Below are 16024 nucleotides of genomic sequence, written 5' to 3'. Positions count from 1 at the left end.
GGTCACATATAGTCCCTTAGCTTCACACGCTGCGAGTAATCTCGCCTCCGTGCGGTCTATGCGCTGTTCGAGTGTTTCCGTTTGTGGGGCGTGCCCGGTCCCGTTGCAGTGGGTGCATTTGGTCATACTAAGTCCTCATACGTCGCCTCGTCACAGGCAAGCGATGGATGTGGTCGTGACGCCGTTGATTGAGGCACCTCGGTGACCTTTCTGTTCTTGATGGCCCAACGGACAACTCCGCCGCTCCCTTTGCCCAAACATTCACAATCAATGCCGATTTGGCGTAGCGCTGGAGCAGCCCGCCGCATTGCGTCCCCCAGGCCTTTTGGGGAACGAGGCCAGGCTTCGCAGCCGTTGGGTCTGTAGCGCTCTAGGGATTGCAGAATTTCCTTCACCGGGGCCGTCATACCCCACGGTAATGCGTCGAGCATATCGACAATTGCAGCGGCGACCGGGGACGCATCAATCGTGCGAGAAAGGGCTTCTTGCCGAGATTTGGTGAACTGCGCTAGGAACTCTTCAGCCGGTTTGCCCATTGCTACCGCTACAGCCATTCCCAGGCGGGCAAACTCGATAAGCCGAGGGCGTTGTTCGGCGGGGATACGGATAGTCGGCAGTATTTCAAGCGCCTTTGCAGCAATGTCGAGTAAAGCCCCGAGCAGAGAGGGTAACTCGCGGTCAAACCCGCACCAGAGCTCATTGCTTTCCAAACGGTCAGTGATCGTCGGCAGCTCAAGCGTGATACAGCGATCCACCAAATCTTGGGCCGTGACCGAGACAGATATGCCGTTCAGGATGACTGGGCGTTTTACAGAGATGATGGTTTCGTCTTTGTTACTGTAGAGCGTTCGTGCTGCGAACCCGCCACCAGTAGCAATAACACAGAGCGAGTCCTGCATTGGGGCGCTAAGGTGGGAGATGTTCTCGTAGGACACAATCGCGCAGACACCAGCGCTGACAAAAACATCCTCGATGGTCTTCGGTGCGGATCTTAAATTACACGCGTTGGGGTCGAGCATCCTGCGCAATGCCTCTTGCGTGCCTGACTTGCCACTTCCTTGTTCGCCCAGCAATTCTGCAACCGGGTAGGGGGTATCCGGGCGCAGACAATCAATCAGCCATGTTACAGCGAGCAGGCGTTGCGCCTCGGGGATGTTCGCCACTCGGAATAGACCGTCAAGCGAACCTCCACCGATAGGCGTAGGAAGCGGTTGCATTGATTCCGGCCGATAGAAGCGGTGCTCAGGTGTCTCTAGGACTTCCCACTTTCCGGGTGTCAGTCGAACCGCTCGGCTGGAGCCAGGCTGCGCCAGGTCGAGCATATAGCGCCCATCGGCGCCGGCGAAGCGGAGGGATACATCGTGCAGCTCGCCCTTGAACCGCCCGAGCCCTGCCAGTGTGCCCAATGCTTCTTTGAGCGACTGCTCCCTAGCGGCATTTCCGGTCGCGGTGTAGTAGTCCGCGCCGACACGGTCCCGGAGTTGGCGGGAGTTGAGTTGGCAAACTTCACTTGATATGAGGTCGCGGCAGTACACGTCCTTTTCGGGGTTGTGAAACAGCTCGTACCGTTCCAAGACGAACGCAACCAAGATGGTGGCTTGGTTCTTCTTGCCACCGCTTTCGCTGTCTTCTTTCTCGTCCTCGGGCAGATAGTCCAACGCCGAAAGGAAGTCGTCGCGAGTGGCGGCGACACAGTGCGCATGCAGACATTTGAAATTACCCAGCGAAAAACCGCCGGTGTTGCGTGGGTAGTAAATGGAAGCGCTCTCGGTGCTGTCGCTCGTGTGCTGATCTAGTCGCGGGCAGACGATGTTTAGTGCGCCGTCGGGTCGAATCGACTTCACCATACCTTTCGAGTGGAGCAGATCTGCTATCGAGTCAGGTCGTGGCGTCGATCTAATGCCCGCCGTTGCAGCTTCTTCTTGCACCGTCAAAATGAGGTCCACGGCGCTTTTAGTTTTGCGCATCAGTCCGCTCCGTCGCGCAACCGGATCGAGCACGCCCGCGTCGAAGAGCGGCGTAGCGGTGAAGTGAAGCTGAACAGTGTTGAACAACGCGCGATCTACGGACATGGTGTTGTTCTCGGCCCACACTTTGAGCTGAGCGGATGTACGTGGAGCATCCAGCCAGAACCACAGGTGACCGTGGAACGCGTTATCTGGCTTTAAGTGATGCCCGGCGCTGCTCGATAGCTGCCAATGGCATGAGACATCGTCAAAGCAGGGAGGCAGGCACTCCCTGATAACCGCTCCGATGGCTTTTTCAGGCTCTTCGTTTGGATCGAAGCCTTCAACAATGTAGCCGTCTACGTCGATCATTATCCAATGGTGTGGCTTATCGTCCATTAAGTCAGCGCGCCGCAGAAACTTGCCGGGTTTGTAACCGTCAGGAGCAAACAACGCGCTCTGCTCAAGCGCATCTTGTTTATAAGTGCCGCGCACAACCGCGCTTTTGGACTGCGCTTCCAGCTTCGTTAGTTCTCGGGATAGGTCTTCCAGGCAATCGACGGGAATAGTCTCGAAGTCAAAATGCTTCGCATTGGCCGAGGGGGCGACTTTGCCGCCGGCTGTCCAGCGTTTTGCCAAAGGGACACCAGCCTTTAGAACGGTCAGAGAATCGCTCATAGTCGATGCTCCCCTCGTACTTGCTGTAACAGAGTCCCGAGATTGCTTCTGCCCCAGGTCGGCCGTTCGGCGTCCAGAACATCCATGAGGTCGTGGACATGAGCCAACGTCACCACGTCGGCAGGCCAGGTAGCCTCAATCAATTTCACCAGCTCCGTTAGCTGGCCGGGGTTCACTGAGCATCCTCGACGGGCGTAGGAGAGTGCTCTCGAGTGAAGTCGTGCGAACGTTGAGAGAGCACTTTGCTTGTCGTAATAGAGCCCCTGAAAAAGCACGATCGGCTCGCCGTGGGCACTTAGAAAATCGGCTAGCGGGCCGGTATAGCGCAGTACACGCTTCTTGCTAATGGATAGCTCTGTTTCGAGGACAGCCCAACGAGCTCTGACGAAGCCTCTCTCGCTGCCGGCCAGATATGCAGCTGGATTGGTCTTGAGAAAAGCCGTGGCGAGTCCGTGGCCATCGCGATCAGCAAGTACCGCTGCACGGAGGCACGCAGCCGCCGCTTCTAATGTGCAAGCTGGATGAATGATGCGCACCATTTTTTTACGCTTCGATTCGAGGACAAACAGGTCACATGCAGTCATTGCACGCCCCCTTGCGCTTCCAGGGTACGAGCGATTTCGATGTGGTGGTTGTAACGCTTGAGGCGGGTGGAAAGGGAGGAATTGGCGTGCAACGCTGCGAGAGCCATGCGGCGATGGGCAAGTGCGCGAATATTGGACGGAATGAGGGCGTGCTGGGCTTTCATGGGTGGAGCTCCTGTATGTGAGGAGCTGCCACGGATCGTCGCCAAACGATTTAAGGGTGGCAGCTGTGCGCGGGTTGGCGAACCGGGCATACAGGACCCCGGCAGACCCGAAGGTCTCCCACGCACAGCCACCATTAAGCGGAATGCGGGCACAGAAAAAGCGCCTGCAATCGTAATGGGGGCGCCTGTGCGCCTGTATGAGCTCGGGTCGCCAAACCCGTTCGCTGATTTTGCAGCGACTGGAGAACGATACACGGGCGGGCGGGCTGTCGCAATGGCACAACGTAGCTCTTTAGGGCTAGACTGACCTTGTTGCACGAGGCCGCTTTCCTTCACCGGGGCGGCTTTTTTCATTGGGAGTTTCCCCGCAGTGCGAGCTTCGAGGCTTGCCAGTTAGCAAGTTCCCCAGCTACGAAAAACGCGCGTGCGGATCGAGCCTGACCATCTTTGATTGGTGCAGGGAATGAAGGGTCGGCGGACATGAGTTTGTAAACGCCAGAACGCGACTTGCGCAGAAGTTCACATACTTCGCTGAAGGTAAGCAGTTGAGCCAGGCTAGGTGCCTGATTGGGAATGTATTGCTGTGTAGTCGTTTGCATCGCCTTGACCTCGTATGTATGTAGGCGATACAGATGGTATGAACGAAAAAACGGGGAAGCATTTTCTAATTAATACGCTTCCAAAACCCTAGTCGGTGTCGGGTTGGCTTGGGGGTATTCCCAATACTTGTTCCGCCTTAGCTTGGTACGTTTCTATCCTGTTTCGCATAGCGCGATCCCCTATACCGAGTTTTTTCATAAAGAACTGACGCGCTTCAAACTCTGCTTCCTTCAAAGGTTGACCAGCGTCGGTGTTCTCTCGGACCCGCAGCAGATAATTTACGACCACAGTAAAGTCCTCAATAAAATTGGACTTTTTCACCACGAATTTTCCTTGATCCTTGGTCAAATCCAATCTCTTAGCTACCTCCGCCATAATCTCGGCTGTTGGTTTCTTGCAGCTTTCTGTGATGGGTTTCAATCCTCGCGCAATGGCTGACAAGTCGGCTTGGTCAGGTATGACTCCGTTTTCTACATCCTGGCAAAACCTGAAAGCCAAAGCGTGGCCGGCTGTCATGCCGACGAATCCACCGGACCGTTTGATACTGTTGATTGTGAGGGCCTTCGTGGGCTTGCTCGTCCGGGCCAGGCATTCCAAACCGAATTGAACCAGGTAAGGCGCGGCGCGATGCTGTGTGCTCCCTTCTTCGGCCAGGTAGTAGCGCATCATTCGCGGGGATACTCCAAGCAGCTCAGCCGCCTGGCTTTGGGTAATACTGGCCCGGTCTAATAAGCTGCGCAGGTATGTCGGATCGGGGTTGTGATTGGCGGCGTTTGGCATTTGCTTCTGCTCCGAACGATTGGGCATTCAGAAGCCACTATATAGGAAACTATTGCCTATTCAAGCGCTGTGCCGGTGGGAGCCCCCCCTTTAGCCGGTCTGTGACTTGGGACTACGGGGACTTTGACTCCACTACTTTCTTTCGATTGAGTCGTAACCCAAACCGTGACAGGTCAGTGGCCGAGCGGCTGCGTTTGAGTGGCCAGCGGTCGGAGCGTACTTAGCTACTTTCGACGGGGTTTGCCGTGTGACCAACGGCACAGTACAGGCAATGAGCAATCCTGACGGTGTACACCTACATGTACACCCACCAACAGAAACAACCACGCAAGCCTTATGTTTACTGGATCCTTAGGTTCCCTTCACCCGCTCCACTTCTTCATTGCGCTGTCAGCCTTCTGAAAGCGACATTTCTTCGCAGCACTCCTCACGCCCGACCACTTTTCTTCACGTTGTACATCACCGTATCGGCATGGTGTAGCAATTGCTGCGCGACTTCTCCGTTCTCGGGGTAGACCGCAACACCAATGCTCGGCAACACGTGCAGGGTATGGCCTTCTATCAGGAGTGGCTGACTGAGGTTCTGGCGGATTTTTTCCGACACGATCTGTGCATGGTCCGGGTGCTTGAGGTTATCCAGCACGACCACGAATTCATCCCCGCTCATCCTCGCCACGGTGTCGCTTTCTCGTACGCAGTGCTTCATGCGTTTGGCAATCTGCTGCAGCAAGCAATCGCCAATACCGTGTCCATATTTGTCATTGATCTGTTTGAAATGATCCAGGTCGACATACAACACGCCGACAAATCCGTACTCCCGCCTCGCTTTGGCCAGTGCCCGGTCGAGCCGTTCATACAGTGATTCGCGATTGAACAGTTGTGTCAGGGGATCGTACTGCGCCAGGTACTGTAACCGGGCGTGTAGTTGCTTGCGCTCGATGGCGGCGGCCACTTGCGTGGAGACATATTGCAGCAGTTCCTGATGCTCCTCGGTATAACGCTCTTCGCCCAGCGAGCTCTTGACCAGCAGCGCACCAATGATGCCCTTATGCGTGGCCAGCGGCACACCCAGCCTCGAAGGCGCATCCGGTGAGCAGTGCAACATCGCTTGCCCGGTGCGTATCACCTGCTCGCTCAACTCAAGGGCTTCGTTACTGTGTCGTTGCGGGTGGTCATCCACGTGATAAGGAAAGCTCAACGTGCCTTGCGCCTGATCCCTCAGGGCGACCGAAAAGTTCAACGCGGGCAGCCATTGCCCGATGAGCAAGTGCACACGCTTAAACAGCTGCATCAAGTCTTCGGCGCCATGGGCCGCTTCAGAGATATCAAACAGCGCCTGCTGCCGCGATTCGGCGTGCTTGCGTTCGGTGATGTCACGTGCAACGGCGATGCGCATCTGCCAGGTCTCGGACCAACGGGCAGACCACAGGATATGCACGACTCGGCCATCCTTGTGCAGGTATCGGTTCTCAAAATTGAGTTTGGCCTCGCCGCCCATGACGTCCTGAGCCGCCTGCAACGTACGCGCCCGATCAGCGGGCAACACCAGCTCAATCATGTACGTTCCGATCAGTTCCTCTTGCGTGTACCCGAAAATGCGCTCGCAGGCCGCACTTACAAAGATAAACCGCCCCTGACGGTCCACCACGCACACGGCATCAAGCAACAGATCGATGAAGCTGGATTGCGACAGGTAGCTTTTAATATCCATTGGGCAGCTCTATGCCAGAAGGTAAAACCTCACACTCCATCCTCTTGATGCGGCACTCCCCCCGGCTGATTCCTTGCAGCTCAGGTCACACAACACTCATCCACAAACCGGGCAATGCATGCGCCAATGCGCTGATCGCAAACCCGATGAACATGACGCCACACAACCGCGTAATCAGTAATTCATGGCGCTGGTACAGCGCGCGAACGTGACCGGCCCCCACAATCGCGACCAGAATGACATAGGCCGCCGCGCCGCCCACAAAACTGAGAGCAATCAGCCAGGGCAGCATCGTCCATGTGAGCAACTCTGCGCGACTGGAGAGCAAGGCCGTGAACGTGGCAACGGCAACGGGATACGCCTTGGGGTTGGTCAAACCGAAGAAAATGCCGTGGGCAAAAGGCTGGCGGGCCGGGCCTTGCTGCCCCCCGCGGCTAGGCTGTGCACGTACGGCACGCACGCCCAGCCAAAAAAGGTAGAGTCCACTGAGCAGGCCCAGCACGTTGAACGCCGTGCTGCCGAACTCACGGGCACCGACAATGGCGATCAGCGCAGTGCTGCACCACATCACATCGCCCAGCAGATGCCCGCACAAAAAACCGGCGCCGGCGCGGCGACCACGCGCGGCGCCAATCCCGAATACAGCCAATACGCCTGGCCCCGGCGTGATGCCATAAATGAAGCCCGAGGCCAGTATCGCCCACAACAGCGAAGGTGTCATGCAAAAACGCTCCAGAAATCCCGCTCACGCTCTCCAAGTGCCCGTGAGGCCGCTTGATTTTGCACGTTCTGAAACGTTATGTAACCGCGTGTTGAATAAAACAGCGGCTCGCTTGATAAAACCGCTATCGACGTCCGACCAGATTCACCACTAGCCGGTCCACCCAACCCCAGACCCGCTGTTTGACCCGCCGCCACAAAGGCCGCGATTGCCAGGCCTGCAAACTGACGGCCTGACTCTGCGCGAAGTCGGTGACAAAACTGGCCGCCACAGCGCGAGTCAGTGCAGGGTCCAGCGCCTCCAGATTGGCTTCGAGGTTGAAGTGCAGGTTCCAGTGATCAAAATTGCATGAGCCGATACTGACCCAGTCATCGATCAGCACCATTTTCAGGTGTAAAAAACACGGCTGATATTCAAAGATCTTCACCCCGGCTTTGAGCAGCCGCGGGTAGTAACGGTGCCCGGCATAACGGACCGAAGGGTGATCGGTGCGCGGGCCAGTAAGCAGCAAACGCACATCCACGCCCCGGTGGGCAGCCCGGCGCAGCGACCGGCGCACTTGCCAGGTGGGCAAAAAGTAAGGCGTTGCCAGCCAGATACGCTGTTTTGCACTGTTAATGGCCCTGACCAGCGACTTCAAAATATCGCGATGCTGATGGGCGTCTGCGTAGGCCACACGGCCCATGCCTGTTCCCGACGCCGGCACGCGCGGTAAATGAGGCAACCCGAAGTGCGTGGCGGGTTTCCAGGCTTTACGACTGATATTGGCGCGCCATTGACGGTCAAACAGCATTTGCCAGTCCAACACCAACGGCCCTTGAATGTCGACCATCACTTCATGCCAGTCACAGGTATTGCTGCCCGGTTGCCAAAACTCATCGGTCACGCCAGTACCGCCCACTACCGCCAGACGTTGATCCACCAGCAACAGCTTTCGGTGATCGCGATAGAGGTTATTCAACCCTTTGCGCCAGCTGATGGCGTTGTAAAAGCGCAGCTCCACGCCGGCATCGATCAGCCGTCGACGCAGCCCCAAGGTAAACGCCAGGCTGCCATAGCCGTCGAACAGACACCGTACGCGCACACCGCGCATGGCCGCTTGCTCCAGCGCCACCACAATGGCCTCGGCACACGCGCCGCTTTCGACGAGATAAAGCTCCAGGTCAATGTGGGCCTGAGCGTCGGCCATCGCCGCGATCATGCGCGCAAAGAATTGCGGGCCGTCGATCAGCAATTCGAACTGATTGGCGTCACGCCATGGAAACACTGCGCCAGCCATCTCAGCGGGCCGTGAAGATCAAGACCGCACCCACCGGCACTGAAAAACTGATTGCGGACAATCCCGCCAGTTTGCGCAGTGTTTCAAGCTCGGGCTGCACACCGAAGTCCTCGGCCTGCACCACCAACGGCTCCAGCGTCACCACTTGAAACCGGTGCTCATCCAGGCGGGTGGCCAACAGTTGAGCATCATAGGTGTGCTGTTTGCCCCGCAGGCTGACCGTGACCGGCAAACGCAGCTCAAACTGGGCGCCGGGTGCCAGGTTGTTAATCGGTTGCAGGTCTATTTGCGCGGTGATCTGTGCTTCCGGGAAGTGCTTGAAGTCGAACAACACATCACGCATGCGCTCGTCGAGCAGTGGCACCGCGCTGTTGACTGAGTCCATCTCAATCCTCAATTGCGCCTGCCCTTTGCTATTCACCTTGCCGTGCAACACCAAAAAACGGTGCACGTTGGCAACGTTGGCATTTTGCGTGGTGATAAACGACAGCCGTGACGACTCGCCATCCAGATACCAATTGGCCTGCGCGGACAGGCTTACGCCTAGCGTCAGCAAGAGTGCGCACACAGAAGACAAACACGCTTTGAACATAAGAACTCTTCGGCAATTAAACGTGGGCGAACATTACCCCGAGCCGGGGCACATGCAAGCGGTGCGAGGGATTTTTTTAGCGTATCGGGTAGGACGCCAGCCGGCCCAAACAGTTCATCAGGCACAAAACGGCGCAACGCCTGTCACGCAAGCATCACTCAATTGTCATGGCGATGACATTGCACCTGCCTAGCCTGACGTTGCACCCCTCAGTCGATTGGCAGTCACCCTCGGCGGGCATTGGCCTGCATGGAGATTCGCAATGTCTCAAATCGCCCGCATTCGCGACACCGCTCAAGAACGACGCCTGCAAGCAGAACGCCTGATCGGCCCCGAAGCGTTACGCGAGGCACAGGCCCTGCGCTTCCGGGTGTTCAGTGATGAACTCAAGGCCACGCTTAAAGGCGCAGAAGGCGGCCTCGATCAGGACGACTTCGACAGGCATTGTGCGCACATCGGCGTGCGCGATCTCAACACCGGCCATCTGGTCGCCACCACCCGGCTACTGGACCACACGGCCGCGCGCGGCATCGGGCATTTTTACAGCGAAGAAGAATTCAATCTGCACGGGCTGGCGCACCTGCAAGGGCCTGTCCTTGAAATCGGACGAACGTGCGTCGACCCCGCCTACCGCAATGGCGGCACCATTGCCGTGCTGTGGGGCGAACTGGCTGAAGTCCTCAATCAGGGCCACTACCGATACCTGATGGGCTGCGCCAGCATCCCGATGCAGGACGGCGGCGTTCAGGCCCATGCCATCATGCAGCGCTTACGCGAACGCTACTTGTGCACCGAATACCTGCGCGCCGAGCCGAAAAAGCCGATTCCACATCAGGAACTACCCGCCAACGTGATTGCCGAACTGCCGCCGCTGCTCAAGGCCTATATGCGCCTGGGAGCGAAAATCTGCGGCGAACCTTGCTGGGACGAAGACTTCCAGGTGGCCGACGTGTTTATTTTGCTTAAACGTGACGAGCTGTGCCCGCGTTATGCCCGGCACTTCAAGGCGGCCATGTAATGGGTCGCTTGCGGCGTTACGGCCGCGTGATCCACGTGTTGTGCGTCGTAGGGTTGGGGCTGGGCATGGCCAGCGTATTTGGCGTGATGGAACGCCTGAAACTCAACAGCACTCAGGTCAGGCGCCAGCGCTGGTCACAGTTTTTCATGGCGCGCCTGAGCCGTGCCCTGCCCTTTCGCATCAACGTGTTCGGGCAGTTGCCGGACACCTCGATGCTGTGGGTCAGTAACCATGTGTCATGGACCGACATCGCACTGTTGGGGCAATTGACGCCACTGTCGTTTTTGTCCAAAGCCGATGTGCGCGGCTGGCCGGTCGCAGGATGGCTGGCCGCCAAGGCGGGCAGTCTGTTCATCCGGCGCGGTGCTGGCGACAGCCAATTGATCCGCCAACAGATGCGTCACCATTTGAGTCAGGGCTTGCCGCTGTTGATGTTTCCCGAGGGCACCACGACAGATGGCCGCTGCGTGCGCACCTTCCACGGCCGACTGCTCTCAGCGGCGATCGACAGCGGCGCGCACCTGCAACCGGTCGCGATCCGTTATCTGCGTGATGGCTCGACCGACCCGATTGCGCCTTTCATCGGCGATGACGACTTGCTGTCGCATTTGATGCGGTTGTTCAGTCACGACACGGCGGACGTGGAGATCCACCTGCTCGAACCCATTGCGTGCCTGAATCAGGAACGGACCGTCCTCGCCTTCCGCGCACAGCAAGCCATTGAACGCGTGCTGGTACAGCCCCAACAGACAGGGCCTGCGGGTGCAGCTCAGGCCAGCTGGTTAATGCAACGCTGACTCAACGCGCATTCAGCGGCTCAGCGCATGAGCGGCGTAAGTCTGTAGCTCGGGGTAGAACGCTTGAAAGTCGTCGCTTAAAGGCTGATACAGCGCATCCAGATCCTGCATGGCGCCCGCCAGTTCCTGGGGGCGTGACAGGCGGCGGGCAATCCCGTTAAACACCCGTTCCAGCGTTGAGTAGTCCTGATAGGAACCCAACCAGTCGTGGGCGGCCATGTGCGGTGCAATGGCCGCCAATCGGGCGGGCAACTGCGGCTCGGCCCCCAACACACGATAAAAACCCGACGTAAAGCGCTCCAGCGGTACATCGGCATAGTGACCCCAGTCACGGGCCAGGCAATGGTCGAAAAACACATCGAGCACGATGCCTGCATACCGCCGTCGCGTGTGGGTAAACCGCGACAGTGCCTGCCCGACTAAGGGGTGAGCATCCGTAAACGCATCAATGCTGCGGTGCAACTGGATGCCGGACTCAATACCCGGCCGGAACTCACCTTGCAGCGGGCCTTTGACAAAGTCGCCATAAAGGCTGCCGAGTAATTCTTCAGGGCGCTGGCCGCCAAGGTGCAGATGTGCGAGATAATTCATGGCGCGCAGTTTAGCACTGCACCCTCCATATCGTTATAACTCGATATATCGATTTGTACTGATCTCAGATCAAAATCATATTTGTATATCGCGATATTACGATTTAAAGTTCGCCTCATCGCGATATAACGTTGTACCTCATTGAGCACTGCCACCATGAACATCGACCTCGACGAAATAATAAAAGCGCTGGCACACCCAGTACGCCGAGAAATCCTTCACCTGCTTAAAGATCCCGAAAAGTCATTTCCAGACCAACTGCATTCCACCGAGCACGGCGTGTGCGCCGGTCAATTTGACCAGCATTGCGGCCTCTCGCAGTCGACGGTTTCAGCACACCTGGCGACCTTGCAACGCGCGGGCCTGATTACCAGCCAGAAGCACGGGCAATGGCACTTTTTCAAACGTAACGAAGACACCATCAGGGCCTTCCTCGAACAATTCAACCAAACGCTTTAACAAGGATTTTCATGCCCCTCTCGCTTCTCATCCTGGCGCTCAGCGCCTTCGCTATCGGGACCACCGAGTTCGTCATCATGGGCTTGCTGCCCGATGTGGCTGCCGACCTGGGTGTCTCCATTCCCGGTGCTGGCTGGCTGGTCACCGGTTACGCGTTAGGCGTGGCCATCGGCGCGCCGTTCATGGCGCTGGCGACTGCCAAGCTGCCACGCAAGGCCGCGCTGGTGGCCTTGATGGGTATTTTTATCGTCGGCAACCTGTTGTGCGCTGTGGCCAGCGATTACAACGTGCTGATGTTTGCCCGCGTAGTCACAGCGCTTTGCCATGGCGCTTTTTTCGGCATTGGCTCGGTCGTGGCGGCGGGCCTGGTGCCCGCCAACAAGCGCGCCTCCGCCGTTGCGCTGATGTTCACGGGGCTGACACTGGCAAACGTGCTGGGCGTGCCCTTGGGGACCGCGCTGGGGCAAGCCGCCGGATGGCGCTCGACGTTTTTCGCCGTCACCGTCATCGGCGTGATCGCGCTGATTGGCCTGATCCGCTTCTTGCCAACCAAGCGTGACGAAGAAAAACTCGACATGCGAGCCGAGCTCAGAGCACTCAAAGGCGCTGGCATCTGGCTGTCCCTGAGCATGACCGCGTTGTTTGCGGCGTCGATGTTCACCCTTTTCACCTATGTGGCGCCGTTGCTGGGTGACGTGACTGGCGTATCGCCGCGGGGCGTGACCTGGACCTTGCTGCTGATCGGCCTCGGGCTCACCGTCGGCAACATCATCGGCGGCAAATTGGCTGACAAGCGTCTGGCCGCCACCCTGATGGTCGTCTTCATCGCCATGGCCGTGATATCGACCGTCCTGACCTGGACCAGCGTGGCCGTGATCCCGACTGAGATCACCTTGTTCCTGTGGGCTACCGCCTCGTTTGCAGCCGTCCCGGCGCTGCAAGTCAACGTCGTGACCTTCGGCAAAGCCGCCCCCAATCTGGTTTCAACCCTGAACATCGGCGCCTTCAACATCGGTAACGCATTGGGCGCCTGGATAGGCGGCAGCGTGATTGCACATGGCTTCGGCCTGACCAGCGTGCCGCTGGCTGCCGCAGCGTTGGCGGTCCTGGCATTGCTGGTGACCCTGATTACTTTTCGCCAGGGCGGGACGCCCGACCTGGCCACTGCCACACACTGATCCGAGAGGCTACAGACATGACCACCCTTTTCGACCCTATCAAACTGGGCGAGCTCGAACTGCCCAACCGCATCATCATGGCCCCACTGACCCGCTGCCGCGCCGATGAAGGCCGCGTCCCGAATGCGTTGATGGCCGAGTACTACGTGCAACGTGCCAGCGCTGGTCTGATCCTCAGCGAGGCGACTTCGGTGACGCCAATGGGCGTTGGCTACCCGGACACCCCAGGGATCTGGTCAGACGCTCAGGTACGCGGCTGGACCAATATCACTAAAGCGTTGCACCAAGCGGGTGGCCGAATCTTCCTGCAACTGTGGCACGTGGGCCGTATCTCTCACCCCACCTACCTGAACGGCGAAACGCCGGTTGCGCCAAGCGCCATCGCGGCTAAAGGCCACGTCAGCCTGCTGCGCCCGAAAGTGGATTTCCCTACACCACGCGCACTGGAAACAGCCGAGATCGCTGACATTGTCGAGGCCTATCGCACAGGCGCAGAAAACGCCAAGGCGGCTGGTTTTGATGGGGTCGAGATTCACGGCGCCAATGGTTATCTGCTCGATCAGTTCCTGCAGAGCAGCACGAACCAGCGCACGGATCAGTACGGCGGCTCAGTGGAAAACCGCGCCCGCCTGTTGCTGGAAGTCACGGACGCTGCTATCAGCGTCTGGGGGCCGGGGCGCGTAGGTGTGCACTTGTCGCCTCGTGCAGACTTGCACGATATGGGTGATGAGAACCTGGCTGAAACCTTTGGCTATGTGGCACGAGAGCTGGGCAAGCGCGGTATCGCGTTCATCTGCTCACGCGAAGCAGAGGGCGCTGACAGCCTGGGCCCGCAATTGAAAGCGGCCTTTGGCGGCCCTTACATCGCTAATGAGCGCTTTACCAAAGACAGCGCCAACGCCTTGCTGGCTGCTGGCAAAGCAGATGCCGTGGCTTTTGGCGTGCCTTACATCGCAAACCCGGATTTGCCTGAGCGCTTCAAGGCGGATGCCCCGCTCAATGAACCTCAACCGCAGACCTTTTACTCTCACGGACCGCAAGGCTACATCGACTACCCGGCGCTGTGATTGGTGCTGAGATGACGCGCCTTTAACGCACGCCATAAAAAACGCCCAAGGCCTTAATGACCTTGGGCGGTTTGTTTTAAATAAGGGGGGTCACACTCAGACGCAAGCGAGATAAATCAAGCATTCGTCTGTGGCACGTAGGCCAAGTAAAAAAAGGGGCGGTTTGACCCGCCCACATTTATTCCCTAATCCCTTTTTTCCCTTTCATCATCCTGATGAATCGCTTCCTGCGATGTCCTTCAACGTCCATCCCTGAACGATGTATCGATCCGTCGATACAGTTCTGATATTAGAGATTTCCAAGGTTGCTGCAAGCGCACCATATATAGATTTTTATTACACGACAGACACGCAACAAAAAAAGAAGTTTATATATATCAACAACTTAAAAAATAAAACAGGTAAGAAAATCTAACTACTTATTCTTTCATGAACCTTTAGCTTACAAGAAGAGTAAGTAAAGGCTTACAAAACAGCGAAACAAATATCCATTTTCACTCGCGGCGCCTCATTTCAAATGCCCAATTCCGAACAGCGAATTAAAAATGTTTACCGTTGCTGGTTACTTTTCCCCATCAACAGAAGGAAAAAAACGCAGGCCGCGGTAGTTTTCCGTTCAATACGCCAGGAAGGCATAACTGATCGCGCATAAAAAACCCCGGCTTTTAGCCGGGGTTTCAGGTACTGCACGCTCTATTGGAACAATGACTCACTGGAGAGCCCATTACGCTCCAGGATCTCGCGCAAGCGCTTGAGTCCTTCGACTTGAATCTGGCGCACACGCTCACGCGTCAAGCCAATTTCAAGCCCTACATCTTCAAGCGTACTGCTTTCATGACCCCGCAAGCCGAAGCGGCGAATAACCACCTCGCGCTGCTTGTCGGTCAATTCCGACAGCCACTGATCGATGCTCTGAGATAAATCGTCATCCTGCAACAGTTCACACGGATCTGTAGGACGATCATCTGTCAGGGTATCGAGCAGGGTTTTATCGGAGTCAGGCCCCAAAGACACATCCACCGAGGACACCCGCTCGTTGAGGCCGAGCATGCGCTTGACTTCAGCAACGGGTTTTTCGAGCAGATTGGCGATTTCTTCAGGGGAGGGTTCGTGGTCGAGTTTCTGCGTGAGTTCACGCGCAGCTCGCAGATAGACGTTGAGTTCTTTAACAACATGGATCGGCAAACGGATGGTACGGGTCTGGTTCATGATCGCCCGTTCAATCGTTTGGCGGATCCACCAGGTGGCGTAAGTCGAGAAACGGAACCCGCGTTCGGGATCAAACTTCTCGACAGCCCGAATAAGGCCCAGGTTGCCCTCTTCAATCAGGTCGAGCAGCGATAACCCGCGATTGACGTAGCGGCGGGCAATTTTAACCACCAGCCGCAAGTTGCTTTCAATCATGCGCTTACGCCCGGCCGGATCTCCACTTTGCGACAAACGCGCAAAATGGACTTCCTCTTCGGGAGAGAGTAATGGGGAAAAACCGATTTCATTGAGGTACAACTGAGTCGCATCAAGCGCCCGGGTGTAATCAATGTATTTATGCTGCTTTAACGCAGATGAAGTTTTGGACTTGGTACGAACTGTAGGGGGTGAAGCATCTTCTTCTGACATCGAGTCCATGACGATATCAGGGTCCATAAGGAGCACCTCATCGTCGATGTCAAACCCCGGCGCTTCTTTGTTGAGAGCCATTTTATAGTCCTTTGTTGAGTTCGACCTCAAGCTCTAGGCTCTGTACGTAAACCCAAGAAATACGATTTTCTGTAAAATACACCGCCATTAAAGCCAGGAGGCCAAGATGGCAAAGCGGTATGAACTCCCCGACGCAGCCTGGGATCTGGTTGCAGATATCT

The 16024-nt window shown here is 57.0% G+C and carries 15 protein-coding genes; 5 read left to right on the top strand and 10 right to left on the bottom strand.

From position 1 onward, the window contains the following. Positions 1-122: 122 nt before the first annotated feature. From TU74_RS23120 to TU74_RS10090, 8 genes are all read right to left on the bottom strand, one after another. Entirely contained in the window at positions 123-2624 is a 2502-nt protein-coding gene (locus tag TU74_RS23120) for a hypothetical protein (protein ID WP_053069991.1), read from the bottom strand. Beyond that, positions 2621-3208 carry a hypothetical protein gene (locus tag TU74_RS10115; protein WP_048376330.1) on the bottom strand — a complete coding sequence of 196 codons (588 nt, stop codon included), beginning with the start codon at positions 3206-3208 and terminating at the stop codon, positions 2621-2623. Before TU74_RS10115 ends, TU74_RS23120 begins: the two co-directional genes overlap by 4 nt. Continuing rightward, entirely contained in the window at positions 3205-3372 is a 168-nt protein-coding gene (locus tag TU74_RS24455; protein ID WP_164488088.1) for a hypothetical protein, read from the bottom strand. Before TU74_RS24455 ends, TU74_RS10115 begins: the two co-directional genes overlap by 4 nt. A gap of 687 nt (positions 3373-4059) precedes the next feature. Further along, positions 4060-4779, bottom strand: a complete 720-nt coding sequence (locus tag TU74_RS24990; protein WP_338148439.1) for a hypothetical protein — start codon at positions 4777-4779, stop codon at positions 4060-4062. A 400-nt stretch (positions 4780-5179) separates the two neighbouring features. Beyond that, on the bottom strand, positions 5180-6463 hold the full coding sequence (locus tag TU74_RS10105; RefSeq protein ID WP_048376328.1) for a diguanylate cyclase domain-containing protein: 1284 nt from the start codon (positions 6461-6463) through the stop codon (positions 5180-5182). 85 nt (positions 6464-6548) lie between these two features. Then, the gene (locus tag TU74_RS10100) at positions 6549-7184 is read right to left on the bottom strand and encodes a LysE family translocator (RefSeq protein ID WP_048376327.1); all 636 of its coding nucleotides are present in this window, start codon (positions 7182-7184) and stop codon (positions 6549-6551) included. Positions 7185-7308: 124 nt separating this feature from the next. Then, a complete protein-coding gene (locus tag TU74_RS10095; protein WP_048376325.1) occupies positions 7309-8463 on the bottom strand; it encodes a phospholipase D-like domain-containing protein in 1155 nt (384 codons plus the stop codon). A gap of 1 nt (position 8464) precedes the next feature. Beyond that, the gene (locus tag TU74_RS10090) at positions 8465-9055 is read right to left on the bottom strand and encodes a YceI family protein (protein ID WP_048376323.1); all 591 of its coding nucleotides are present in this window, start codon (positions 9053-9055) and stop codon (positions 8465-8467) included. 262 nt (positions 9056-9317) lie between these two features. On the opposite strand from TU74_RS10090, the gene olsB reads away from it, so the two are divergent. Then, positions 9318-10073 (top strand): L-ornithine N(alpha)-acyltransferase, encoded by a 756-nt coding sequence (olsB, locus tag TU74_RS10085; RefSeq protein WP_047295091.1) that lies wholly within the window; start codon positions 9318-9320, stop codon positions 10071-10073. Beyond that, entirely contained in the window at positions 10073-10870 is a 798-nt protein-coding gene (locus TU74_RS10080) for a lysophospholipid acyltransferase family protein (protein ID WP_047295094.1), read from the top strand. Before olsB ends, TU74_RS10080 begins: the two co-directional genes overlap by 1 nt. 12 nt (positions 10871-10882) lie before the next feature. Here the strand turns inward: TU74_RS10080 and TU74_RS10075 are convergent, their stop codons facing one another. Next, positions 10883-11461 carry an acyl carrier protein phosphodiesterase gene (locus TU74_RS10075; protein WP_048376322.1) on the bottom strand — a complete coding sequence of 193 codons (579 nt, stop codon included), beginning with the start codon at positions 11459-11461 and terminating at the stop codon, positions 10883-10885. A 156-nt stretch (positions 11462-11617) separates the two neighbouring features. Between TU74_RS10075 and TU74_RS10070 the strand changes: the two genes are divergently transcribed. Genes TU74_RS10070 through TU74_RS10060 form a run of 3 tightly spaced genes read left to right on the top strand, consistent with a single transcriptional unit; the run spans position 11618 to position 14165 of the window. Next, the gene (locus TU74_RS10070; RefSeq protein WP_047277151.1) at positions 11618-11920 is read left to right on the top strand and encodes an ArsR/SmtB family transcription factor; all 303 of its coding nucleotides are present in this window, start codon (positions 11618-11620) and stop codon (positions 11918-11920) included. A gap of 11 nt (positions 11921-11931) precedes the next feature. Beyond that, positions 11932-13098 (top strand): MFS transporter, encoded by a 1167-nt coding sequence (locus tag TU74_RS10065; RefSeq protein WP_048376319.1) that lies wholly within the window; start codon positions 11932-11934, stop codon positions 13096-13098. Positions 13099-13115: 17 nt separating this feature from the next. Next, positions 13116-14165 (top strand): alkene reductase, encoded by a 1050-nt coding sequence (locus TU74_RS10060; RefSeq protein WP_047295097.1) that lies wholly within the window; start codon positions 13116-13118, stop codon positions 14163-14165. 693 nt (positions 14166-14858) lie between these two features. On the opposite strand, the gene rpoS is transcribed toward TU74_RS10060, so the two are convergent. Next, the gene (gene rpoS, locus TU74_RS10055; RefSeq protein WP_047277156.1) at positions 14859-15863 is read right to left on the bottom strand and encodes an RNA polymerase sigma factor RpoS; all 1005 of its coding nucleotides are present in this window, start codon (positions 15861-15863) and stop codon (positions 14859-14861) included. Between the last annotated feature and the right edge of the window lie 161 nt (positions 15864-16024).

Origin of the sequence: Pseudomonas lundensis (assembly GCF_001042985.1) — a bacterium.
Taxonomy (GTDB): Bacteria; Pseudomonadota; Gammaproteobacteria; order Pseudomonadales; family Pseudomonadaceae; genus Aquipseudomonas; species Aquipseudomonas lundensis.
Note: the sequence above shows the minus strand (reverse complement) of the source record. Positions and strands in the feature narration are given on the sequence as shown.

Bases quoted from the DNA above. Each gene is read 5' to 3' on its own strand.
- olsB (WP_047295091.1), top strand. From the start codon at position 9,318: ATGTCTCAAATCGCCCGCATTCGCGACACCGCTCAAGAACGACGCCTG.
- TU74_RS10065 (WP_048376319.1), top strand. From the start codon at position 11,932: ATGCCCCTCTCGCTTCTCATCCTGGCGCTCAGCGCCTTCGCTATCGGG.
- TU74_RS24990 (WP_338148439.1), bottom strand. From the start codon at position 4,779: ATGCCCAATCGTTCGGAGCAGAAGCAAATGCCAAACGCCGCCAATCAC.
- TU74_RS10105 (WP_048376328.1), bottom strand. From the start codon at position 6,463: ATGGATATTAAAAGCTACCTGTCGCAATCCAGCTTCATCGATCTGTTG.
- TU74_RS10060 (WP_047295097.1), top strand. From the start codon at position 13,116: ATGACCACCCTTTTCGACCCTATCAAACTGGGCGAGCTCGAACTGCCC.
- TU74_RS10115 (WP_048376330.1), bottom strand. From the start codon at position 3,208: ATGACTGCATGTGACCTGTTTGTCCTCGAATCGAAGCGTAAAAAAATG.
- TU74_RS10075 (WP_048376322.1), bottom strand. From the start codon at position 11,461: ATGAATTATCTCGCACATCTGCACCTTGGCGGCCAGCGCCCTGAAGAA.
- TU74_RS10100 (WP_048376327.1), bottom strand. From the start codon at position 7,184: ATGACACCTTCGCTGTTGTGGGCGATACTGGCCTCGGGCTTCATTTAT.
- rpoS (WP_047277156.1), bottom strand. From the start codon at position 15,863: ATGGCTCTCAACAAAGAAGCGCCGGGGTTTGACATCGACGATGAGGTG.
- TU74_RS10080 (WP_047295094.1), top strand. From the start codon at position 10,073: ATGGGTCGCTTGCGGCGTTACGGCCGCGTGATCCACGTGTTGTGCGTC.
- TU74_RS10090 (WP_048376323.1), bottom strand. From the start codon at position 9,055: ATGTTCAAAGCGTGTTTGTCTTCTGTGTGCGCACTCTTGCTGACGCTA.
- TU74_RS24455 (WP_164488088.1), bottom strand. From the start codon at position 3,372: ATGAAAGCCCAGCACGCCCTCATTCCGTCCAATATTCGCGCACTTGCC.
- TU74_RS10070 (WP_047277151.1), top strand. From the start codon at position 11,618: ATGAACATCGACCTCGACGAAATAATAAAAGCGCTGGCACACCCAGTA.
- TU74_RS23120 (WP_053069991.1), bottom strand. From the start codon at position 2,624: ATGAGCGATTCTCTGACCGTTCTAAAGGCTGGTGTCCCTTTGGCAAAA.
- TU74_RS10095 (WP_048376325.1), bottom strand. From the start codon at position 8,463: ATGGCTGGCGCAGTGTTTCCATGGCGTGACGCCAATCAGTTCGAATTG.